The organism is Rhizobium sp. BR 250 (genome assembly GCF_047445855.1).
Classification (GTDB): Bacteria; Pseudomonadota; Alphaproteobacteria; order Rhizobiales; family Rhizobiaceae; genus Agrobacterium; species Agrobacterium tumefaciens_I.
Map to the genome: position 1 here is coordinate 206167 of NZ_JARWKW010000003.1, position 22856 is coordinate 229022.

At 59.7% G+C, this 22856-nt stretch carries 24 protein-coding genes and 1 pseudogene; 22 read left to right on the top strand and 3 right to left on the bottom strand.

Translation table 11 applies throughout. The features are described from left to right. The first annotated feature begins 92 nt into the window (after window positions 1-92). Together QD336_RS06265 and QD336_RS06270 are read left to right on the top strand one after the other, a co-directional pair. On the top strand, window positions 93-1073 hold the full coding sequence (locus QD336_RS06265; protein ID WP_269341627.1) for a complex I NDUFA9 subunit family protein: 981 nt from the start codon (window positions 93-95) through the stop codon (window positions 1071-1073). A 349-nt stretch (window positions 1074-1422) separates the two neighbouring features. Continuing rightward, window positions 1423-1578, top strand: coding sequence for a hypothetical protein (locus QD336_RS06270; RefSeq protein WP_006310141.1), 156 nt, complete (start codon window positions 1423-1425; stop codon window positions 1576-1578). An 81-nt stretch (window positions 1579-1659) separates the two neighbouring features. On the opposite strand, the gene QD336_RS06275 is transcribed toward QD336_RS06270, so the two are convergent. Beyond that, window positions 1660-2466, bottom strand: a complete 807-nt coding sequence (locus QD336_RS06275) for an undecaprenyl-diphosphate phosphatase (RefSeq protein ID WP_499169859.1) — start codon at window positions 2464-2466, stop codon at window positions 1660-1662. Between the two features lie 159 nt (window positions 2467-2625). On the opposite strand from QD336_RS06275, the gene QD336_RS06280 reads away from it, so the two are divergent. From QD336_RS06280 to QD336_RS06350, 15 genes and pseudogenes are all read left to right on the top strand, one after another. Then, a complete protein-coding gene (locus QD336_RS06280) occupies window positions 2626-3318 on the top strand; it encodes a glutathione S-transferase family protein (RefSeq protein WP_003520121.1) in 693 nt (230 codons plus the stop codon). Window positions 3319-3397: 79 nt separating this feature from the next. Beyond that, window positions 3398-4549: a tRNA epoxyqueuosine(34) reductase QueG gene (gene queG / locus QD336_RS06285; protein ID WP_499170026.1), complete on the top strand. Its 1152-nt coding sequence runs from the start codon at window positions 3398-3400 to the stop codon at window positions 4547-4549. 3 nt (window positions 4550-4552) lie between these two features. Further along, a complete protein-coding gene (locus QD336_RS06290) occupies window positions 4553-5425 on the top strand; it encodes an SDR family oxidoreductase (RefSeq protein WP_499169861.1) in 873 nt (290 codons plus the stop codon). Between the two features lie 428 nt (window positions 5426-5853). Next, complete coding sequence (locus QD336_RS06295) at window positions 5854-6222, top strand: septal ring lytic transglycosylase RlpA family protein (RefSeq protein ID WP_269341622.1); 369 nt, start codon at window positions 5854-5856, stop codon at window positions 6220-6222. Between the two features lie 61 nt (window positions 6223-6283). Then, window positions 6284-7573, top strand: a complete 1290-nt coding sequence (locus QD336_RS06300) for an RsmB/NOP family class I SAM-dependent RNA methyltransferase (protein ID WP_499169863.1) — start codon at window positions 6284-6286, stop codon at window positions 7571-7573. Between the two features lie 155 nt (window positions 7574-7728). Beyond that, a complete protein-coding gene (locus QD336_RS06305) occupies window positions 7729-9006 on the top strand; it encodes an imelysin family protein (protein ID WP_499169864.1) in 1278 nt (425 codons plus the stop codon). A gap of 41 nt (window positions 9007-9047) precedes the next feature. Beyond that, a complete protein-coding gene (locus tag QD336_RS06310) occupies window positions 9048-10571 on the top strand; it encodes a di-heme oxidoreductase family protein (protein ID WP_499169865.1) in 1524 nt (507 codons plus the stop codon). Next, a complete protein-coding gene (locus tag QD336_RS06315; RefSeq protein ID WP_499169867.1) occupies window positions 10571-11692 on the top strand; it encodes an imelysin family protein in 1122 nt (373 codons plus the stop codon). Before QD336_RS06310 ends, QD336_RS06315 begins: the two co-directional genes overlap by 1 nt. 3 nt (window positions 11693-11695) lie before the next feature. Continuing rightward, window positions 11696-12790, top strand: coding sequence for a DUF1513 domain-containing protein (locus QD336_RS06320; protein ID WP_499169868.1), 1095 nt, complete (start codon window positions 11696-11698; stop codon window positions 12788-12790). A gap of 51 nt (window positions 12791-12841) precedes the next feature. Further along, a pseudogene (locus QD336_RS06325) lies at window positions 12842-13293 on the top strand (TspO/MBR family protein). Between the two features lie 77 nt (window positions 13294-13370). Then, window positions 13371-13820 carry a PaaI family thioesterase gene (locus QD336_RS06330; protein ID WP_003520131.1) on the top strand — a complete coding sequence of 150 codons (450 nt, stop codon included), beginning with the start codon at window positions 13371-13373 and terminating at the stop codon, window positions 13818-13820. Next, window positions 13817-14455, top strand: coding sequence for a 5'-methylthioadenosine/S-adenosylhomocysteine nucleosidase (locus QD336_RS06335; RefSeq protein ID WP_499169869.1), 639 nt, complete (start codon window positions 13817-13819; stop codon window positions 14453-14455). Before QD336_RS06330 ends, QD336_RS06335 begins: the two co-directional genes overlap by 4 nt. An 83-nt stretch (window positions 14456-14538) precedes the next feature. Continuing rightward, on the top strand, window positions 14539-16116 hold the full coding sequence (guaA, locus tag QD336_RS06340; protein ID WP_499169870.1) for a glutamine-hydrolyzing GMP synthase: 1578 nt from the start codon (window positions 14539-14541) through the stop codon (window positions 16114-16116). Between the two features lie 203 nt (window positions 16117-16319). Next, a complete protein-coding gene (locus QD336_RS06345) occupies window positions 16320-17021 on the top strand; it encodes a methyltransferase family protein (RefSeq protein WP_499169871.1) in 702 nt (233 codons plus the stop codon). 90 nt (window positions 17022-17111) lie between these two features. Further along, on the top strand, window positions 17112-17828 hold the full coding sequence (locus tag QD336_RS06350) for a 2'-5' RNA ligase family protein (protein WP_499169872.1): 717 nt from the start codon (window positions 17112-17114) through the stop codon (window positions 17826-17828). A 183-nt stretch (window positions 17829-18011) separates the two neighbouring features. Here the strand turns inward: QD336_RS06350 and QD336_RS06355 are convergent, their stop codons facing one another. Further along, window positions 18012-18179 carry a hypothetical protein gene (locus QD336_RS06355; protein ID WP_003503889.1) on the bottom strand — a complete coding sequence of 56 codons (168 nt, stop codon included), beginning with the start codon at window positions 18177-18179 and terminating at the stop codon, window positions 18012-18014. A 233-nt stretch (window positions 18180-18412) separates the two neighbouring features. Here QD336_RS06355 and QD336_RS06360 point away from each other — a divergent pair, with 233 nt between their 5' ends. The 3 genes from QD336_RS06360 (at window position 18413) to QD336_RS06370 (ending at window position 20576) form a co-directional block, all read left to right on the top strand. Next, complete coding sequence (locus tag QD336_RS06360) at window positions 18413-18760, top strand: ArsC family reductase (RefSeq protein WP_499169873.1); 348 nt, start codon at window positions 18413-18415, stop codon at window positions 18758-18760. Between the two features lie 12 nt (window positions 18761-18772). Further along, entirely contained in the window at window positions 18773-19249 is a 477-nt protein-coding gene (ybaK, locus tag QD336_RS06365; RefSeq protein ID WP_269341600.1) for a Cys-tRNA(Pro) deacylase, read from the top strand. A gap of 88 nt (window positions 19250-19337) precedes the next feature. Next, on the top strand, window positions 19338-20576 hold the full coding sequence (locus tag QD336_RS06370; protein ID WP_499169874.1) for an aminopeptidase: 1239 nt from the start codon (window positions 19338-19340) through the stop codon (window positions 20574-20576). Window positions 20577-20580: 4 nt separating this feature from the next. Here the strand turns inward: QD336_RS06370 and pecM are convergent, their stop codons facing one another. Continuing rightward, the gene (pecM, locus tag QD336_RS06375; protein ID WP_499169876.1) at window positions 20581-21444 is read right to left on the bottom strand and encodes a 4-hydroxybenzaldehyde efflux transporter PecM; all 864 of its coding nucleotides are present in this window, start codon (window positions 21442-21444) and stop codon (window positions 20581-20583) included. Window positions 21445-21525: 81 nt separating this feature from the next. Here pecM and QD336_RS06380 point away from each other — a divergent pair, with 81 nt between their 5' ends. Both QD336_RS06380 and QD336_RS06385 read left to right on the top strand, forming a co-directional pair. Further along, complete coding sequence (locus tag QD336_RS06380) at window positions 21526-22026, top strand: MarR family winged helix-turn-helix transcriptional regulator (RefSeq protein ID WP_269341596.1); 501 nt, start codon at window positions 21526-21528, stop codon at window positions 22024-22026. Window positions 22027-22134: 108 nt separating this feature from the next. Beyond that, on the top strand, window positions 22135-22842 hold the full coding sequence (locus QD336_RS06385; RefSeq protein WP_269341594.1) for a FadR/GntR family transcriptional regulator: 708 nt from the start codon (window positions 22135-22137) through the stop codon (window positions 22840-22842). The last annotated feature ends 14 nt before the right edge of the window (window positions 22843-22856 follow it).

Consider the following 22856-nt stretch of genomic DNA (forward strand, 5'->3'; position numbering starts at 1 on the left):
CTCGGGCCTTGCGACAACCTCTCTTCACGCGCGCGCGGCTTTGGGCTAAGAGACTGAAAAACGCTTTATCGACAGCTTCTGAGGAGCCTCCCATGACCTTGGCCAACCTTCCACCCCTCGTCACCGTTTTCGGCGGTTCGGGTTTTGTCGGGCGGCATGTCGTGAGAATGCTCGCCAAGCGCGGTTACCGTATCCGCGTCGCCGTACGCCGCCCCGATCTTGCCGGCTTCCTGCAGCCGCTCGGCAATGTCGGTCAGATTTCCTTCGCCCAGGCGAACCTGCGTTATCGCGACTCCATCGTCAAAGCCGTGGAAGACGCCGACCATGTGGTCAATTGCGTCGGCATCCTGACGGAAAGCGGCCGCAATACCTTTGACGCCGTACAGGAATTCGGTGCGAAAGCCATTGCCGAAGCGGCCCGCGACGCCGGCGCCACGCTGACGCATATTTCCGCCATCGGTGCAGACGCCAGTTCGCCGACCGGTTATGGCCGCACCAAGGGCCGCGCCGAAGCCGCCATTCATTCCATCCTTCCTGGCGCCGTGATCCTGCGCCCGTCGATCATTTTCGGACCGGAAGACGATTTCTTCAACAAATTTGCCAAGATGGCCCGCAGCATGCCGTTCCTGCCGCTGATTGGCGGTGGAAAAACCAGGTTCCAGCCGGTCTATGTCGAGGATGTGGCGGAAGCCGTCGCGCGCGGCGTCGATGGCAAGCTGAAGCCCGGCGCGATTTATGAACTCGGCGGCCAGGACGTGATGACCTTCCGTGACTGTCTCGAGGCGGTTCTTGCCGCGACCTATCGCGAGCGTTCCTTCGTCAACCTGCCCTTCGGCGTGGCCTCGATGATCGGCAAGGTCGCATCGCTGGTTCCGCTGATTGCACCGCCCCTGACTCCCGATCAGGTGACCATGCTGAAAAAGGACAATGTCGTTTCCGCCGAGGCTGAAAAGAACGGCCTGACACTGGAAGGCATCGGTATCACGCCTGTTCGCGTCGCTTCGGTTCTGCCGTCCTACATGGTGCAGTATCGCCCGCACGGCCAGTTCTCAAACGCGGGCAAGGCTGCCTGAAACCCGTCCTCGGACCTTGACGATTTAAACGGAAGCGGGAGCCATTCCCGCTTTTTGTTTTGGTGCAATTCAATTGCAACCAAACCGCTATTCGTGCATTTTCCCCTCAACTGCGGGGGAGGTGCAGAATGGGCGAAGGCGGGCTTGGAGAGCCGGGTAAAAGTTAACGGCCGTGCGGTCTCGACACGCAAGCGTGGCACAAGCGCAACTGTGGAAAAGACTTCGTATTAACCCGGTATTCAGCAAGCTCGTTTATTGATATTCGCCACATTCCAAACATATCCCGAACCCTCACTTCACACACGGCGGCATGATCCGCGCGAACGAACGTCTGAAAGGCAATCATAAAATGGGCAGATCTATCGCACTCTTTTTTGCGTGTGCGGCTTTGGTGGTGCTGGCGGGTTCTTTCATGGCGCCGGGAACGGTTGCAGCAGGCAAGAGCGGCTGTGCTCCCGCCTATGGCGTCGACCCCTGCGCAACGGCTTCGATCAGCGCCAACTGATCGGCCTTTACAGGTTTCAAAGAAAAAGCGCCGCCGGTTCTCCGGGGCGCTTTTTTGTTTTGGTCCGGATAAAAGGCTGGATCAGCCGATGACCAGAAGTGCGATCAGGCCCAGCGAACCGATGACGATGCGCCACCAGGCGAAAGGCGCAAAACCGCGCCGCGAGACGAAATCCAGCAGCGAGCGCACGACGAACAGGCCGGAGACAAAAGCGGCGATGAAACCGATGGCGATCAGCGCGCTATCATCGAAACTCAGCGCATCACGGTTCTTGTAGAGATCGAGGGTGAAAGCGCCGAGCATGGTTGGCATGGCCAGGAAGAACGAAAATTCCGCGGCGGAGCGCTTGTCCGTGCCCATCAGCAGCGAGCCGACAATGGTGGCGCCGGAGCGCGAGGTGCCGGGAATCATCGCCAGGCACTGGAAAAGGCCGATCTTGAAGGCAAGCGACGGCGGATAATCCATGATGTCGGTATATTTCGGTTTGAGCGGCATGCGGTCGACCGCCAGCAGAATGACACCGCCAATGATGAGAACGACGCAGATGAGCATCGGCGTTTCGAACAGCACCGTCTTGATGAAGTCATGCGCCAAAGCGCCTATTATCGCCGCCGGCAGGAAGGCAAGAAGGACAGCCAGCACGAAACGCCGCGCCCTGGCGCTTGTCGGCAGAGCCAGCGCAATCGACACAAGCTTTTGAAAATAAACAAGAAGAATCGCAAGGATCGCGCCAAGCTGGATGAGAACGGCAAAGGTGTTGCCGGGTGATTTGAAGCCGAGGAAGTGCCCGGCCAGCAGCACATGCGCCGTGGAGGAAACGGGAATGAACTCCGTCAGACCCTCGATAATGCCCAGCAGAAGTGCGCTGATGATCGATTGGTCACCCATGAGGTATCCTTCTTTTCAGGGGGAAAGTGGCAATGGAAGGCAATTGCGTTAAACTTGTTTTAAAGTAGCCAAGCTCTTATAGCGTCTTGATGAAGCGAAACTGAAAAAGTTTTCCGGCAAATGCCGATCATAACAACCAATCGTAAAAATTGAGTACCGATGCCAACTCTCTATCACTCCCCGATGTCGACCGCATCCCGGTTCGTTCGTCTGATCCTTGCGGAATACGGCTTTCAGACCGATCTCGTGGAGGAACAGCCGTGGGAAAGACGGCGGGAGTTTCTGGCGCTCAATCCGGCCGGCACCCTGCCGGTCTATCTCGATGACAATATGCGCTCCCTGAGCGGACCTTATGTGCTGGCCGAATTTCTTGACGAAACGCATGGGGTTTTGAAGCGCGACCGGCGGCTTCTGGCGGAAGACCCGTTTCAGCGTGCGGAAATCCGCCGCCTGACGGAATGGTTTCTGCAGAAGATGGAAAATGACGTGACCCGCCCGCTGGTGCGCGAAAGGGTCTATAAATTGCAGATGACGGCGGCACAGGGTGGCGGACCGCCGGATTCCAAGCTGTTGCGCACCGCCCGCAACAATATCCGCCAGCACATCAAATATCTGGAATGGCTGGCCGGATCCCGCACATGGCTCGCCGGCGACCGGCTAAGCTATGCCGATCTTGCCGCCGCGGCCGCTGTTTCCGTGCTGGACTATCTTGGCGAGATCAACTGGCTTGAAGCACCGATTGCCAAGGAATGGTATCAGCGGGTGAAATCCCGCCCCTCCTTCCGACCGTTCCTCAGTGAGCGCATTCCGCGCCTTGCCCCCTCCTCCCACTACGCCGATCTGGATTTCTAAGGTCCGGCCTTCCGGTTATTTGCGGCGACCTGCGGCTCAGCCTATATAAGTCGCAGATTAACCCGCAGGAGAAACGGCCATCGACGTTGCCAGCGACAAGCAGCGGATACGCGCACGCAAACTGACGGATTTCGTCCGTCAGGAGGCGCTTTCGCTCGGCTTCGATCTGTGTCGCATCACGGCGCCCGACAGCATTCCGCTCGCACCGGAGCGGCTGCGGCAGTTTCTCGACAATGGCTACCACGGCACCATGGCGTGGATGGAGGAAACCGAGGCTCGCCGGGCGGAGCCGAAGACACTCTGGGGAGACGTGCGCTCCATCGTCATGTTCGGTCTCAACTACGGCCCGGAGGAGGACCCGCGCGACCTGCTTTCGAAACCGGACAAGGCGGCCATTTCGGTCTATGCCCGCAACCGCGATTATCACGACATCATCAAGGGACGGCTGAAGGAAATCGCCACCCGTTTTGCCGCCCGCGCCGGTGAGGATGTGAAGGTCTTCGTCGACACCGCCCCGGTGATGGAAAAGCCACTCGCCGCCGCCGCCGGTCTCGGCTGGCAGGGCAAGCACACCAATCTGGTCAGCCGCACCCATGGCTCATGGCTGTTTCTGGGCAGCATGTTCACCACCGCCGAGCTCTGTCTGGATGAGGCGGAGAAGGATCATTGCGGTTCCTGCCGCGCCTGCCTCGATGCCTGTCCGACGGCGGCCTTCCCCGCTCCCTATCAGCTGGATGCGCGCCGCTGCATCTCCTATCTCACCATCGAGCACAAGGGACCGATCCCGCACGAATTCCGGCCGATGATCGGCAACCGCATCTATGGCTGCGACGATTGCCTTGCCGCCTGTCCGTGGAACAAGTTCGCGGCCAGCGCCTCCGAGATGAAGCTGCAGGCGCGCGAGGATTTGAAGGAACCGTCCATCGCCTTCCTGCTGACGCTGGACGATGCCGCCTTTCGCAGCTTTTTCAGCGGCTCCCCCGTCAAGCGCATCGGCCGCAATCGCTTCATCCGCAACGTGCTGATCGCTGCGGGAAACTCTGCCGACCGGCAATTTGTGGAACAATGCAAGGCGCTTGCGGAGACCGATCCTTCTGCAGAAGTACGCGGCATGGCCGCATGGGCTTTGTCGCGGCTTATGGACAGGGACGAATTCCGTACATACTCTGCCACACGCGCGCCGGAGACTGATCCGGAAGCGGAAATGGAATGGCAACTGGCAGAGGCATGAACCATGCATGTGATGATTTTCGGCGCGGGATATTCAGGGAAAGCCATTGCCAACGCGCTGAAAACCGAGGCCGCAAGTGTCTGCGGCACCACACGCAGCCAGGATAAGCTCCCAAACCTCGCAGCCGCCGGCATGACGCCGTTGCTCTTCGACGGCGCCCATCTCAGTGGCGATCTCATTGCCGCCATGGGCAATGTCACCCATCTCGTGCAATCCATCGCACCGGGTAAGGATAGCGATCCGCTGCTAGCGCTTGTGGGCGGCGATCTGAAAAAGCTCCTGCCCAATCTGAAATGGGTGGCCTACCTTTCCACCGTCGGCGTTTATGGCGACCATCACGGCGCCTGGGTGGACGAGACGACACCTTGCCGCCCGGTTTCCGCACGCTCCGTGGAACGGGTAACCGCCGAGGCTGCCTGGACCGAGGCAGCCCAGAAAGCAGATGTGCCGCTTTCCATCCTGCGTCTTTCCGGAATTTATGGCCCGGGGCGCAATGCCTTTATGAATTTCGAGAAGGGAACCGCTAGGCGGTTGGTGAAGAAGGACCAGGTGTTCAATCGCATCCGTGTCGAGGATATTGGTGCGGCACTTGCTTTTCTGGCGTTGAGAAACGAACGCGGCATCTTCAACGTGACGGACGGCGAACCCTGCCCGCCGCAGGATGTGGTGAGCTTCGCAGCAACCCTGATGGGCGTGGAGCCACCACCCGAGCAGGCCTTCGAGACCGCCGATCTGACGCCGATGGCGCGTTCCTTTTATGGCGAGAACAAGCGCGTTTCCAACGCCAAAATACGCGCCCTCGGCTTCGATTTTCGTTTTCCGGAATACAGGTTGTCCCTGAAACAATTATGGGAAAATGATCTCTGGCGGGGCTGAAAACCGCCCCCGGCGAAAGCGATGAAAAATCCTTCCAAAGCCGTTTTTGCGGATGGTTTTCGTGCCATTTCAGCCGATTAGGATTTTATTAACTACCCAAGAATCGCTAAAATCATAGTCATTAGAAAAATATTTCACTCACATTTCGTGAAGTGGATTCACGAAGCCGTGACTAGCAACGGCATTTCCATTGACCATTGATTCTGCGTTATTTTTTCCACTTCTGCGCCGCAAGGTCCCATGGACGGCTTTCCGGCTAACGATCACAAATGTTACAGCCTGTAACAGTTCGTGATTTGAGATCAGCTTTTTTTCGCCATTTTTCCCTCGCCCTACAATCTCGCATCAAAAGGCGTTCAGGCCAGTTCTTGGCCGTTTAGCAAGGGCACAATCAATCGGCGCGGGGCCGATTTTCAGGGAAGCACAGTTTGTTGAATATCCGTCGTATAACTTTCACCGCTGCAACTATCGCCGCCTGTTCCATCATTGCGCCTCTTCAGGCGAATGCGGCAAATGGTTGTGGAGGCGCATCGTGGTATGCGTTGACCTCTAAGACTGCTTCGGGCGAGCGCATGAACGCCGCCAACCTGACCGCCGCTCACCGCTCGCTGCGGTTCGGCACCAAGGTCAAGGTAACGAATGCCCGCAACGGCAAGGCCGTTGTGGTGCGCATCAACGACCGTGGCCCGTTCATCAAGGGCCGCGTTCTCGATCTTTCCAAGGCTGCAGCCAAGAACATCGGCATGATCAGCTCCGGCACTGCCAAGGTCTGCTATGAGGTCGTCAAGGCCGATTGAGCCTTGCCCTCGCCGCCATTCGCGTCTACCAACCGGGCTTATCAGCAAGAAGAGGTAGACAATGCGTTTGGGCGGGCGTTTGGCCGGAGCAATCGAAGTATTGGCGGATATTGAGGGACGCAGGCGTCCCGTCGCCGATGCTCTGAAGGATTGGGGCCTTGCCCACCGTTTTGCCGGTTCCGGCGACAGGGCCGCCATCGGCAATATCGTTTATGACGCGTTGCGCATGAAACTGTCGCACGCCTGGCTGATGGATGACGATAGCGCCGCCTCCCTTGCCTATGCTGTCCTGCTGCGGCAATGGGGCAAAAGCTTTGCGGAACTGGCGGCGGAATTCGACGGCGACAAATTCGCCCCCGCCGCGCCTGACGCGGAAAGGCAGCAGGCCTTTCTCTCCCGTTCACTTTCCGACGCACCGGCCTATATTCAGGGCGATATTCCCGAATGGGTGCAATCTTCCTTCGAAACGGCCTTCGGGGAGCACTGGCTCGCCGAGGCGCAGGCGCTCAACGAGCGACCGACGCTTGATCTGCGCGCCAACACGCTGAAGGCAAACCGGGACAAGGTTCTGAAAGCGCTCGAGGAAAGCGACGCGGGAGCCACCCGAATCGCCCGGCAGGGTGTGCGCATTCCAGCCGGCGAAGGCCCTTCCCGCCTGCCGAATGTCACCGCCGAACTCTCCTTCCAGAAGGGCTGGTTCGAGGTGCAGGACGAGGGCTCGCAGATTGTTGCCGATCTTGCCGGCGCGCATGAAGGTGAACAGATCCTCGATTATTGCGCCGGCGGTGGCGGCAAGACGCTGGCCATGGCTGCCAGCATGAACAACAAGGGTCAGGTCCACGCCTTCGATGCCGACCGCAAACGGCTCGCGCCGATCATCGAGCGGCTGAAGCGTGCCGGCACGCGCAATGTGCAGGTTCATGACCGCGCATCGGGTCTTACGCCGTTCCACGAAAAATTCGACCGCGTTCTGGTCGACGCACCCTGCACCGGCACCGGAACATGGCGCCGCCGCCCCGACACCAAATGGCGGCTGACGGCGCGCAATCTGGAAGAGCGCGTGCAACAGCAGGGCGAGGCGCTTTCGCAGGCGAAAGGCTTCGTGCGCCCGGGCGGCGAGCTGCTTTATGTCACCTGTTCGGTTCTGCCCGAGGAAAACGAGCAGCAGGTCAGGCGCTTCTGCGCGGAAAACCCGGAATTTTCGATCGGTTCGGCTCTGGAGCGCTGGCAGTCGATTTTCGGCGGCAATGCGAATAAACCGCATTCTTCCGATGGCAAGACAGTGACCCTCACGCCTGCAACCACAGATACGGACGGTTTCTTCTTCTGCTTGATGAAACGCAAAGCATAAAAGCCGATTTGCACGCAGCGATTTTACTTGGAAAATACCACGCGGGCTTGTTTCAAAGCATTCTAAACTAGAATGTTTGACACAAGTTTGTGATTGGGTCAGAACTCGCTGGCCGCAGCGTGAAGTCTTTTCATGCCTGCCCAAGGAGAGGGATCATGATCCGCAAAACCATTCTCAGCGCCTCTTTCGCGCTTCTTGCCGCATCGGCGGCTTTCACCGCGCTTCCTGCACAGGCCGCCACTGACGCGGCTGCCGTCGTCAAGCATTACGCCGATGTCGCGCATGCGAAATACGAGGATTCGCTGACCACGGCGAAGGCGCTGGACAAGGCGATCGATGCGTTGATTGCAACGCCGAGCGAAGCGACTCTGAAGGCCGCCCGCGAAGCCTGGATCAAGGCGCGTGTTCCCTACCAGCAGTCGGAAGTCTACCGTTTCGGCAATCCGCTTGTCGATGCATGGGAAGGCAAGGTGAATGCCTGGCCGCTGGATGAAGGCCTGATCGACTATGTCGATGGCTCCTACGGCACGGAAAGCGACGAGAACGAACTTTACGTCGCAAACATCATCGCCAATCCGAAGATCAAGATCAGCGGTGAAGAGGTGGATGCCTCCAAAATCACCCCGGAACTGATCGAAAGCCTGCACGAGGCGGGCGATGTCGAAGCCAATGTGACGACCGGGTACCACGCCATCGAATTCCTGCTCTGGGGCCAGGATCTGAACGGCACCGGGCCGGGCGCGGGCAACCGCCCCTATACCGACTATGACAAGGCAAAATGCACCAACGGCAATTGCGACCGCCGCGCCGATTACCTGAAATCCGCCTCCACCCTGCTGATCAAGGATCTTCAGGAGATGGTGGATGCCTGGGCTCCCGAGGGCGAAGCGACGAAAACCGTGGAAGCCGATCCGAAAGCGGGCCTTACCGCCATTCTGACCGGCATGGGCTCCCTTTCTTATGGTGAGCTGGCCGGTGAGCGCATGAAGCTCGGCCTGCTGCTTCACGATCCGGAAGAGGAGCATGATTGCTTCTCCGACAATACCTATAATTCGCACCTCTACGACGCCATTGGCATCGCCTCGGCCTATACCGGCGACTATACCCGCGCAGACGGCACGAAGATGACCGGTGCCTCGCTGTCGGAACTCGTCGGCGCCAAGGACAAGGCGCTGAACGACGAGATGCTGGCGAAGCTGAACAAGACGCTCGATGCCATGCATGCCATGGAAAAGCGCGCCCAGACCGTCGAGGCCTATGACCAGATGATCGGCGAAGGCAACAAGGAAGGCAATGCCGTGGTTCAGGCGGCCATCGACGGCCTTCTCGACCAGACGAAGTCTGTCGAACGTGTCATCGCGGCGCTCGATCTCGGCAAGATCGAGCTTGAAGGCTCCGACAGCCTCGACAATCCGAACGCCGTCTTCAAATAAGCGGCAAAGCGGGCCGCAGATCGCTGCGGCCCGTTGCTCCCATGCGATTTTTGCTGTCATCGATCCGCAAGCCGTTCTTTTTCGCCGGGGCAGCCTGCCTTGCGGCGTCGATAGCGCATGCCGAACAGCAGCGGAACGATCTGACGGAGAAAGATCGAAGCCGCGTGCTGGCCGTCACTGCGCCAACAACCGATTTTACGAAGCCGGAGCCCTTCGAGGCCATGTCAGGCGGCGCTACCACCAGCACCGGCAAAGCTGATGGCGGCGCATTTTCCCATCCTTCCGCTACCATGCCTTTCGAGCGGAAGCAGGATTTCAAGCTCGGCAACGCGCTGTTCCAGAAGCTCTGGGTCTCCTCCCCCTCCTCCACACAGGCCTCGGACGGGCTCGGGCCGCTGTTTAATGCCAGATCCTGCCAGACCTGCCATGTCAAGGATGGCAGGGGCCGCCCGCCCCTTTCCGGGGAAGAGGCTGTTTCCCTGTTTCTGCGGCTGGCGCGACCGGCCCGGAATGAAGCCGAACGACAGGCCATTGCCCGCCACGAGGTACTGAATTTTCCTGACGAGACCTATGGCCGGCAGTTGCAGAATCTTGCCATTCCCGGCCTCGCCGCTGAAGGCAAACCGATCATCACCTATACGGAAAGACCGATTACGCTTGCAGATGGCGAACTGGTGATGCTGCGCAAGCCCGCCTATGGCGTGATGGGCCTTCATGACGGCCCACTTGGTGCCGATACGACGCTCTCGGCCCGTATCGCCATGCCCACGCTCGGGCTTGGCCTGATCGAGGCCATTGCCGATGCCGATATTCTCGCCAGCGCAGACCCCGATGACAAAAACGGCGGTGGCATCGCCGGGCGTCCGGCATGGGTCAGGGACCATCGCACCGGCGAGATAAAACTCGGGCGGTTTGGCTGGAAAGCCCAAAATGCAAGTGTACGCGACCAGAGCGCCAGCGCCTTTTCTCACGATATCGGCATTTCCACACCGGATGCGCCGAATGCCTATGGCGATTGCACCGAAGCCCAGAAGGACTGTCTGGCCATGCCGACCGGCGTGCAGCCACGGTTGGGGCCGGTGGAAGCGCCGGACCCGGTTCTTGATCTCGTGACCTTCTACACCGAAAACCTGGCCGTGCCGCAGCGACGCAATGTCGATGATCCGACCGTTCTTGAGGGCAAACAGCTATTTTACACCTCCGGCTGCACGGCCTGCCATACACCGAAATTCGTCACCCGCCGCGATGCCGCCGACCCGATGCATTCTTTCCAGCTGATCTGGCCCTATTCGGACTTCCTCCTGCATGACATGGGAGAGGAGCTTGCCGATGGCCAGCAGGTGGGCGAAGCGAGCGGGCGGCACTGGCGCACCCAGCCGCTCTGGGGCATCGGCCTGACGCAAAAGGTGAATGGCAACGGTTTTTACCTGCATGACGGGCGCGCGCGCAGCCTGACGGAAGCCATATTGTGGCATGGCGGCGAAGGGCAAAAAGCGCGCGACGCCTTTGCCGCCTTGCAAAAATCCGACCGGCAGGCTTTGCTGGCCTTTCTGGAGTCCCTTTGATGAACTTTGCCATGCGAAAAATTTCCGGCGTCATCTCCGTGCTGCTGCTTCTCACCACGCTGCCGGCCAAGGCGCAGGATGTGGAACTGTTGCCGCCGCCACCGCTCGACCCTGCGCAAGTGCGGGGCGTGATGGAAAAAGCGGTGAACGGCTTCATCCGGCCCGGTTATGACCATTTCCGGCAATCTGCGGAGATGCTGGAAGGCAGCATGAAGGCCTTCTGCGCGGCACCCTCCAAAACGACGGAAACGGCAGCACAGGCGGCTTTTACTGAAACGGTCTTGAGCTGGTCGACAATCGAGATCGTGCGTATCGGCCCTGTGATCGAGAAGAACCGCTTCGAACGCGTGCTTTATTACCCCGACAAAAAGGGGCTCGGACTGAAGCAGGTGCAGCGTTACCTTGCCGACAAGGATGAAAGCGTCACCAGCGCCGACGGCCTGAAAGGCAAGAGCGTCGCGGCACAGGGGCTCGGCGCGCTGGAGTTCGTGCTTTATGGCACCGGCGCGGATGAACTTCTCGACAAGAAGGGCGATTTCCGCTGCCGTTTCGGCGCGGCCATCGCCGGCAATATCGCCAATGTGGCGGCGGAGCTTTCCGACAGCTGGAACGCACCTGACGGCGCCCAGAAAAACTGGACACAGCCCGGACCGGACAATCCCGTCTTTCGTGATGAGCGCGAGGCGCTGGTTGCCCTGCTCGGTATTCTCGTGCACGGTGCAGAGGCGATCCGCGACCAGCGGATCGAGACTTTCTACAAGGGGCCAGACAAGGCAAGATTTCCCCGCACCGCCATCTACTGGCGCTCCGACCTGACCTGGAAGAGCATCTCCACCAACATCAAGGCGGTGCAGACACTCCTGCATACCGCCGACATGGTCGAACTCGTACCGCCCGATCAGCGCTCCATCGTCAACTCCATCGACTTCATCGCCAAATCGATGATCCGCGTTGCCGGAACGATCGATACGGATGTGCAAAAGGCGTTGGATCAGGACGATCAGCGTGCCAAGGTGGATTACCTGCTGCTCAATGGCAAAGACCTGATCTACCGCCTCAACGACCAGTATGGCGGCGCCATCGGCCTCAGTTCCGGCTTTTCCTTTGCTGACGGAGACTGAGTGATGACCTCCGGCAGCAAGCGGATGCTGATCGACCGGCGCAGCTTCATCAAGGCGGCGGGTATTCCCTTCCTTGCCGCTCTCGCCCCGCGGTCGCTCCATGCGCTGGAACGCACAGACGCCGTCTTTGCCTCCGCCTTCCGCGCCCGTGATGGATCCTACGGCATTGCGACGGTGAGCGAGCGCGGCGAGATCATCGACCGCGTTGCGCTTCCCGCCCGCGCCCATGGAATGGCGACGAGCCATGCAACCGGTATGACGGTGGCCTTCGCGCGCCGTCCCGGCACTTTCTTCATGGCGTTTGATCCCGTGCAGCGTCGGGAGCCTGTCGTGATGCACACGCCGGACAACCGCCATTTCTATGGCCACGGGCAATTCTCACCCGACGGCGCAATCCTCTATGCCAGTGAAAACGACTTCGACGGCAATCGCGGTGTCATCGGCCTTTACGACGCCCGCAACGGCTTTGCCCGCATCGGCGAATATGACGCGCATGGTGTCGGTACCCATGACATGACGGTGAGCGATGACGGACGGCTGATCGTGATCGCCAATGGCGGCATCGAGACCCACCCGGATTTCGGCCGCACAAAGCTCAATATCGACAGCATGGAACCGTCCCTCGTGCTTCTGGATACCGCCACCGGCCAGCTGATCCAGAAGCACGCAATGCCGGAGCAGCTGCGGCAGCTCTCCACCCGCCACGTCGATCTCGGCGACGACGGCCGCATCTGGTTCGCCTGCCAATATGAAGGGCCGCGCAACGATCTTCCGCCGCTAGTCGGCCATTTCTCGAAGGGCGAGGATCTTGCCTTCGTCGATCTGCCGCACGAAACGACGGTGCGGCTTGCCAATTATGTCGGGGCCATCGCCGTCAACCGGCACGAAGGGCTGGTGGGCCTGACCTCGCCGAACGGCAATGCCGCCGTAACGCTCGATGCAAAGACCGGACGTGTGGTGTCCGAGGTCACCGTACGGGAAGCGGCAGGTGTTGCGGCCGCCGCCGGCGGTATTGCGGTTTCCTCCTATGACGGATTTTTCGAAGCCCTTCGCAGCGATGTGGCCTGGGACCAGCATATCGTGCGCCTTTCCGGCTAAAATACTGAAAAGGCTGGGGAACAAAAGCTTGGCCGGCGCATTGGATGCGTCATGAAAAACCTTGCCGTGTATATTGTTTTTGTCGTTGCTGTTGTTGCCATCGGGCGCTGATCGGTGTCAACAATGTGCCGGGCGAATGGTATCAATCGCTGCAGAAACCATTCTTCAATCCCCCCAACTGGATTTTCGGACCGGTCTGGACCACGCTCTACGTGCTGATCGGCATGGCCGGCGCGCGGACATGGATCCGGCAACCGATGGGCACGCGCATGCGCCTCTGGTTCACCCAGATGGCGCTGAATTTCCTGTGGTCACCGATCTTTTTCGGCATGCGGAGCCCGGCCGGTGCGCTCGTCATCATCATTCCCATGCTGATCTGCATCATCGCCTTCATGGCGCTGGCCTATCGCCGTGATCGCATATCCATGTGGCTTTTCGCGCCCTATGCCTTGTGGGTCGCCTTTGCCACGGTGCTCAACGCAAGCATCGGCATGCTGAACTAATTCACCGCAGGCCCTTGCCTTGCCCGGCGCCACGCGCCATGTCAGTCTGCGACAGGGCAGAAGCAGGCAGGTAGGCCATGGAGATCACGGATCCCGGCGATTTTCGCCAGCGGATAGAAAGAAGCTTTGCGCGGCAGGGCGTGGTGCAGGCCATCAATGCCGAGATAAGCCGCATCGAACACCGGCTGGTGGAAATAGAGCTGCCCTTCCATGAAAAGCTGACACAGCAGCATGGCATATTGCATGCGGGCGTCATCGCCGCCGGCCTGGATACCGCCTGCACTTATGCGGCCTATACGATCATCGAACCGGAAGCCTCGCTGCTGACCATCGAATTCAAGGTCAACCTCATGTCGCCGGGACGTGGTGAGCGGTTTCTGTTTCGCGGCGAGATCATCAAGCCCGGCAACAATCTGATCGTGGCGGATGGTCGTGCCTATGCGCTGTCCGATGGGCCGGCGAAGCTGATCGCCTCGATGACGGGCACAATGATGGTGGTGAAGGGGCGCGAGGATATTACCGGATGAGCTATCGGCTTTCGCATGTCGCGAATAAATCCATTCTTTTCGTCATGGCGGCTTCCGCCGAATACGGCCCCCACCTTCAGGCGCGCATTACGCCCCTGATGACCGGCGTCGGCCCGGTCGAGGCGGCCATTTCGGTGACGGCCATTCTTGCCGGTCTCGATGCGGCCGATCATCTGCCCGATCTCGTCGTTTCGCTCGGCTCCGCCGGTTCCCGGACACTGGAACAGACGGGCATCTATCAGGTGGTTTCGGTTTCCTATCGCGATATGGATGCCTCCGCCTTCGGTTTCGAGAAAGGGCGCACGCCGTTTCTCGATCTGCCCGCCGAAGTGGCGCTGCCTTTGCGGATACCCGATATTGCCGAGGCAAGGCTTTCCACCGGCGGCAACGTCGTTTCCGGAGAAGCCTATGGGTTGATCGATGCCGATATGGTGGAAATGGAGACCTTTGCTGTCTTGCGAGCCTGCCAGCGCTTCGGTGTACCCCTCATCGGCCTGCGTGGTATTTCCGACGGCAAGGCCGATGTGAACCATGTGGACGACTGGACGGAGTATCTGCACATCATCGACGAAAAGCTCGCCGATGCCGTCGACCGGCTCTGCCGCGTCATCGAGGATGGTGTGATTGCCCTTTGAAACCTTGCGATTTTCGCAAATTTCCGCCGTTTGACACCCGCTTCCGGGTTGCCTAAAGCCCCGCTTTTCTTTAAAGGCTCGCCATGACCCAGATAGCCCATCCCGACAGCATTCTCATCATCGATTTCGGCAGCCAGGTGACGCAGCTGATTGCGCGCCGCATCCGCGAAGCCGGGGTCTATTGCGAAATCCACCCGTTCCAGAATGCCGCAGAGGCGTTCGAGAAGCTTCAGCCCAAGGGCGTGATCTTCTCCGGCGGCCCCGCATCCGTGACGGCCGAAGGTAGCCCGCGTGCGCCGCAGGCGGTGTTCGACAGCAAGGTTCCGATCCTCGGCATCTGCTACGGCCAGCAGACACTCTGCACGCAGCTTGGCGGCGTGGTCGAAGGTGGCCATGCGGCGGAATTCGGCCGCGCCGATATCGACATCAAGAAGGCTAGCCCGCTGTTCGAAGGTTTCTGGGAACAGGGCAAGAGCTATCCGGTGTGGATGAGCCATGGCGACCGCGTGACGAAGCTGCCGGAAGGTTTCGAGGTCATCGCGACCTCCGAGAATGCTCCCTTCGCCATCGCGGCTGACGAGAAGCGCCACTATTACACCACCATGTTCCACCCGGAAGTGGTGCATACGCCTGACGGCGGCAAGCTGCTCTCCAACTTCGTGCACAAAATCGTCGGCCTCAAATCCGACTGGACGATGGCCGCCTATCGCGCCGAAATGATCCGCAAGATCCGCGAGCAGGTCGGCACCGGCCGCGTGCTCTGCGCACTTTCCGGCGGCGTCGACTCCTCGGTTGCTGCCATCCTCATTCACGAGGCAATCGGTGACCAGCTGACCTGCGTTTACGTCGACCATGGCCTGATGCGGCTTGGCGAAAGCGAGCAGGTCGTCGGCATGTTCCGCGACCATTACAATATTCCGCTCGTTCACGTTGACGCCGCCGATCTGTTCCTCGGCGAATTGTCTGGCGTTTCCGATCCGGAAGCGAAGCGCAAGACCATCGGCCGCCTGTTCATCGAGGTCTTCGAAGCCGAAGCGGCCAAGATCGCCGCCGATGGCAAGGGCGCACCGAACTTCCTGGCACAGGGTACGCTTTATCCTGACGTCATCGAAAGCGTTTCCTTTTCCGGCGGACCTTCCGTCACCATCAAGAGCCACCACAATGTCGGCGGTCTTCCCGAGCGCATGAACATGCAGCTCGTCGAGCCGTTGCGTGAGCTCTTCAAGGATGAAGTGCGCGCGCTTGGCCGCGAACTCGGCCTGCCGGACAGCTTCATCGGCCGCCATCCCTTCCCCGGACCGGGTCTCGCGATCCGCTGCCCCGGTGCCATTACGCGAGAGAAGCTCGATATCCTGCGCAAGGCGGATGCGATCTATCTCGACGAAATCCGCAAGGCTGGTCTTTACGACACCATCTGGCAGGCTTTTGCCGTGCTGTTGCCGGTGCAGACCGTGGGCGTGATGGGCGACTACCGCACCTATGACTTCGTCTGCGCGCTGCGCGCCGTGACGTCAGTGGACGGCATGACGGCGGATTTCTATCCCTACGACATGAACTTCCTCGGCCGTGCGGCAACCCGCATCATCAACGAAGTGCGCGGCATCAACCGCGTCGTCTACGACGTGACGAGCAAGCCGCCCGGCACGATCGAGTGGGAATAGGAATATCTCGATCATTGTAGCGTGGCTGCGGCGGCGCTACCATGATCGAAGAGCCATGGGATATGCGCCCGGGATCGCCAGCCGGCGCCGTTCACATGCTTGAATTTTTGTCCTCTTTCGTGAGGATTTCGGCTATCCTTCACGAAGCACCGCCAGTGTGCGGCCAGCGTTCACCCTGATGAGAACGCTGAGAGGAGGCATTGATGGCATCCGATGCTGATCCGAAACCCCTGACGCATACCGCCGCGATCCTCTACGCCATTGGTTTTCCGCTCAGCCTGATCGCACTTGTCTTTCTGCCTGCCGGGCGGATCGGCTGGCTTCCGGGCTGGATATTTATCGCAACCCTCATCGCAGCTTTCGGCCTTTCCGCTCTGGTCCTTGCGCGCGTGAACCCGGTCATTTTCCGCGCCCGCAGCCGGTTCCAGCCCGGCACCAAAAAATGGGACCTGATCCTCGTCACCGCGATCCTTCTGGCTTTTGCCGCTGAAATTCCGGTTGCAGCATTTGATGCGGGCCGGATGGGTTGGTCCGTGGTACCGCCCCTGGTCATCACAATCGGTTATCTCCTGCTCGCCGGCGGCATCGCCCTCACGGCCTGGGCTCAGGCGGTCAATCCGTTCTTTGAGCCGGGTGTTCGCATTCAGGCCGAGCGCGGACAACACGTGATCACCTCCGGACCCTATGGCATCGTGCGCCACCCCGGCTACACCGCAGCGATCGCCATGTTCGTCGGCATACCGCTCGCATTGGGTTCATGGGTGGCTCTGCTTCCGGCCGTCCTGGCTGTCGCCCTGCTGATCCTGCGCACCTACTGGGAAGATCGCCTGCTCCAGACCGAATTGCCGGGCTATTCGGACTACGCCCTTGAAAGGCGCTATCGACTGTTTCCTGGCCTCTGGTGAGTGTGAACGGCCAATGTTCTCTTTTTGTTCTTTTAATTTTTCCCGGTGATGCTAATATCGCGGCCTTGGCACAGGCCGTGGAGCATCGTCATGGGTTTCGAGTTGACGGATAAAGGAGGGTTAAGGCAGCTTTTCCTTGAAGGGTTTAAGCCGGAGAAACAACGCCGGATCAATCCGCGATTTAGCAGCAAGGTCCTTGTCGTGGTGAAACCGCCGGCGGCCTTGGCGGAGAGAATTTTCGCCGATGCATCGCACCACGCCACAGGGCGGACGAAGCGTGAGGCCCATCCGGCAGAGCTTCTGCATATCACCCTGTTCTGTATCGGATGTTTCGACACCGTGCCTCACGGCCTTGTAAACCGGCTGAAGGCGGCACTGGGGGAGATAAGGGCGCGGCCCGTTCCGATCACATTCGATGGGAGTTCGCTTTTCGGCAACCGCAACTGTCTGGTGCTAGGCAGCAGCCGAGAGATGCTGGAGCTCAGGGCCCTGGCGAAGATGGTGCAGCGCGCCCTCTGGCGGGCAAATCTCCCCTATATCGCCGCATCATCGTTTACGCCGCACCTCACCATGATCTATGGCTGCGGGAAAATCGATCCTATGCCGGTTGAAAAACCCTATAGCTGGCTGGCTGGCAGCTTCGAGCTCATCTTCAGCCACAATGGGGAAACACGGCACGAATCTCTAGGACGCTTCGCGCTTTCGGCGAAGGCGGACCGCTACGAGCAGCCAGAGAGCCAATTATATCTGCCGGAAAAAATATTCAGCCTGCCGAAGCGGCCAACCCGTAAGATAGCGGCGCGATAACGTGGGCCTGAAAAAGCACGGCATCCATGCCTAAAACTATCTGCTGCTGAGTAGCTGCAGGGACGCGCCTTCTATACGACAAAGGCGCAGTTCAAATCATCGAAGGCACCTGCCGAAAACCGAAGGAATTCCGGTGCCAAGCGCAAGCGAGGCGATTTCGCCTCGCTACCAACGATAAGCAGCTTAGAGCTGGACCTTGTCGAAAGCCTTGCCGTCGATGCCGAGAGCTTCGAGATCGGCGCGGGCGGGCTTGCGATGTGCGCGAACAGCGGCCGAAACCGAGAGCGCTGCACCGAGAACGGCGAAAGTTTCACCGAAGAAGTTACGCGATGTCTTTGCAACCTGACGCATTTTTCTCTCCATCTTTGATGCCCAGATAATGGGCATTTCCGGCCCGTTCTACAACTCATGATGCAGCAGGGAAGCCATGCAGCTTTGCTCGCGCTCGTTTGGATATCAGCCACATCGATTTTGCATGGCTCAGACGTCAGGCTCCCCAAAATGGCGCAAGGCAAATTGGGCGCGGCTTGAATAAGATGGATATTTCGTTATGCCGGAGGGCCTAAAGATGGAGAGACGCCAGCATGACGGTCACGATTTACGGCATCAAGAACTGCGACACGATGAAGAAGGCCAGAAGCTGGCTGGAATTGAACAGCGTTGATTATTCTTTCCATGACTACAAGGCGACCGGTATCGACCGCGCCCATCTGGAAACATGGTGTGATGCCGCGGGCTGGGAGACGGTTCTCAACCGGGCCGGCACCACCTTCAAGAAACTCGATGACAGCCAGAAGGCCGATCTTACGCGCGAAAAGGCCATCGGCCTGATGCTGGAGCAGCCCTCGATGATCAAGCGTCCGGTGCTGGAGGCAAAGGGCAAGGTAACCGTCGGCTTCAAGCCGGAAATCTACCAGACCCTTTTTGCCTGAGCACAGCCCGCCATGTCCAAAACGACCCGCGCCACCCAGATGCTGACGAAGGCCGGCGTCGCCTTCACCACCGTCACCTATGATTATGACCCTAATGCCGACCGCATCGGCCTGCAGGCGGCCGAGGCGATCGGTGAGGCGCCGCATCTGGTGCTGAAGACGCTGATGGCGGAACTGGACGGCAAGCCGGTCTGCGTCGTTGTCCCCTCCGACCGCGAGGTGAGCATGAAGAAACTTGCCACCGCCTTTGGCGGCAAATCCGCCAGCATGATGAAACCCGCCGATGCGGAGCGGGCGACCGGTTACCATGTCGGCGGCATCAGCCCCTTCGGGCAGAAGAAACAGGTGCCGACAGCCATTGAAGCCGATGCCATGGCGCATGACTACGTCTACATGAATGGCGGGCAGCGTGGTTTGCAGGTGAGGCTTTCGCCCCGTGATGCCCAGAAAGCGCTGAATGCCATTATCGCCCCTCTGGTCGCGGAATGACGTGCAACGGCCGCTCCTGAAAGCGTTTGGCTTTCGGAAGGAATGGGCTATGGTCGGCGCCTCCTATTGAAATAGACGAAGGCAGATCATGACCGTTTCCCCCATCGATCCCGTCAAACTCGAAAAACTCGCGGAAGTCGCCGTCAAGGTCGGCCTGCAATTGCAGAAGGATCAGGATCTGGTGATCACTGCGCCGCTGGCAGCCCTGCCGCTGGTGCGGTTTCTGACCAAGCATGCCTATATGGCGGGCGGCGGACTGGTCACCACTTTCTATTCCGACGAGGAAACCACGCTTTCACGCTATCGCCACGCCAGCGACGCGAATTTCGACCGGGCTTCCGGCTGGCTCTATGAGGGCATGGCGAAGGCCTATGCCAATGGCGCAGCTCGGCTGGCGATTGCCGGCGACAACCCCATGCTGCTGGCCGAGCAGGACCCCGCAAAGGTGGCGCGCGCCAACAAGGCCAATTCCACGGCCTATAAGCCGGCGCTGGAGAAGATTTCCAACTTCGACATCAACTGGAACATCATTTCTTATCCCAACCCCTCCTGGGCAAAGCAGGTCTTCCCCGGCCTCACCGAGGATGAAGCGGTGCGCAAGCTCGCGGATGCCATCTTCGCCGCCTCGCGGGTGGATGTGGCCGATCCCGTCGCCGCGTGGGCGCAGCACAATGCCAATCTTGCCAAGCGCTCCGCATGGCTGAATGGCGAACGCTTCTCTGCGCTGCATTTCACCGGCCCCGGCACCGACGTAAAGATCGGCCTGGCGGATGGCCACGAATGGCATGGCGGCGCCTCCACGGCCAAGAACGGCGTGACCTGTAACCCGAATATTCCGACCGAAGAAGTCTTCACCACACCGCATGCGCTGCGCGTCGATGGTTACGTCTCCAGCACCAAGCCGCTGTCGCATCAGGGAACCCTGATCGATGATATTCAGGTGAAGTTCGAAGCCGGTCGCATCGTAGACGCCAGGGCTTCGAAGGGCGAAGCCGTGCTGAACAAGGTGCTCGACACCGATGAAGGCGCGCGGCGTCTCGGCGAAGTGGCGCTTGTGCCGCATTCCTCACCGATTTCAGCAAGCGGCATCCTGTTTTATAACACGCTGTTCGATGAAAACGCCTCGTGCCACATCGCGCTCGGCCAGTGCTATTCGAAATGCTTCCTCGACGGCGCCTCGCTGTCGCAGGATCAGATCAAGGCGCAGGGCGGCAATTCCAGCCTCATCCATATCGACTGGATGATCGGCTCCAACAAGGTGGATATCGATGGCGTGAAGCCGGATGGCTCCACGGTTCCTGTCATGCGCAAGGGTGAATGGGCCTGACGGGCTACCTCGGCAACTGGCTGCGCTGACTGAGCCAGATGCTGAAAAGCACGGCAACAAACCCGGCGATCTGCGCTGGCGCGAGGCTTTGGCCAAGCGCCAGCCAGCCCAGCAGGGTCGCCACGACAGGACTTAAAAAACCGAGCGATGCCGCCGCGGAAGGTTCGATGCGGGCGAGCCCACGAAACCATAGAAGATAAGTGAGTGCCGCACCGATAAGGCCGAGATAGGCCATGCCGAGAATATTGGCGGCCGTTGGCGCCGGCAAGGCCGGCTCCAGAACATAGGCGATCGGCAAAAGAAGAATGCCGCCCGCCGTCAATTGCCAGGCTGTGAAGGTGAGGTTCGAGACCGGCGGGCGCCATTTGCGGGTCAGCACCGTTCCGAAGGCCATGGAGACGGCACCGGCAAGGCCTGCGGCAACGCCGATACCATCCAGCGCCGCACCCGGCGTCAGCACCAGAAGCGCAACGCCGGCAATGCCGAGGAAACCGGCGACGATGGCAAGCGGCCGCACCGGTGTTGAGAGAAACAGCCGCGACAGACCAATGACGATGAGCGGTTGCACCGCGCCCACTGTTGCCGCGACACCGCCCGGCAACCGATAGGCCGACACGAAAAGCATCGCCCAGAAAAACGAGAAATTCAGTGCGCCGAGAATGAAGCTGCGCGGCCACCAGATGCCCTGCGGCAGCTTTCGGACGAGAAGTAGCAGCAGGACACCGGCCGGCAAGGCGCGCAGCATGGCGACATGCAGCGGATATCCCTGCGGCAAAAATTCCGTCGTGACGAAATAGGTGGTTCCCCAGATGGCGGGGGCAAGCGCGGTCACCAGCACATCGGCGGCATAGGTCGTATTTTTCTTCATTTCAAGAATCTCTACATCAAGATAAATCCAGCTTAGTCGATTTTATCTTGACGTCAAGATATCAATTGTTATGCCTTGGTGATGAGCAAGGAACCCATGGACCACGTCGACCATATTCTCGCACAATGGCGCAGCGAGCGACCCGATCTCGATGTCGCCCCCATGGGGCTGCTCGGGCGGCTGCACCGGCTCAGCACACATCTTGGCCGCGAGGTGGAGGCGGTGCTGTTGAAACACGGCCTCTCCTCCTCGGCTTTCGACGTACTGGCGACATTGCGTCGCGCGGGCTCACCCTATCGGCTCTCACCCGGCGATCTGCTTGCCATGACCATGGTCAGTTCCGGCACCATGACAAACCGGATCGACCAGCTGGAAAAAGCCGGGCTGGTGGAACGCATTCACAATCCGCAGGACCGGCGCAGCGTCTTGATATCGCTGACAGAACAGGGCTTTGCCATCGTCGAGGAAGCAGTCGGCGCACACGTCGAAAACCAGCATCGCCTGGTCGCCCATCTCAGCGAAGAGGAGCGCGTGGCGCTGAACGGATTGCTGAAGCGATTTTTGCAGGGTTTCAAGGATTAGGCCTTGGCCGCACGGAAAGAAGCGCAATCGCCGGCAAGGGCGCTTGTTTTGTCACATATAATCCTGTAAGCAATTTTCCATAAACCTGTACTACAGGTTGGAGGAAAAATGTATAACGCCATTTCGCATGAGTCCGGCCTCGTCAGCAGCACGATCGGCGCGATCACCCGCCATATCCGCGAAAATGAACTTGCCCCCGGCGCCAAGCTGCCGAGCGAACTTTCGCTTTCGCAACAGCTCGGCGTCTCGCGCACTGTCGTTCGCGAGGCTTTCCGGTCGCTTTCCGCCATGCGGCTGATCGATGTCAGCGCCGGCAAGCGCGCCACCGTGGCGACGCTGGATCATGGCGCGATGTCGCTGATGTTCGAACATGGCATTCACACCGAGCAGATCAACATCCAGCAGATTTACGACGTGCGCCGCACCATCGAAGTCAGAACCGTGACACTCGCGGCGCTGAGGCGCGCGGATGCGGAAGCGCTCACCATCCTCGACCACGCGAACAATATGGAGCGGGATTTCAGCGACAATGACAAGGTGATGGAACACGACCTTGCCTTTCACCTTGCTGTTGCCAGAGCCTCCAAGAACCCGGTTTTCGAACTCATTCTCGGTGCTTTCCAGAATGTGACACGCCAGACCTGGCCGATCGGCTGGAAAAGCCGCACCTCCGATGCGCAGCGCCTTGCCGCGTGTGAACTGCACATCGCCATCGGACAGGCCATTGCTGCAGGCGACCCGCAAACCGCCTCAACGCTGATGGCGCGCCACTTCGATGAAAGCGTGCACGCGCTTCTGGCAGCTGGCATCGCCTGATTTTTTCAACGCAG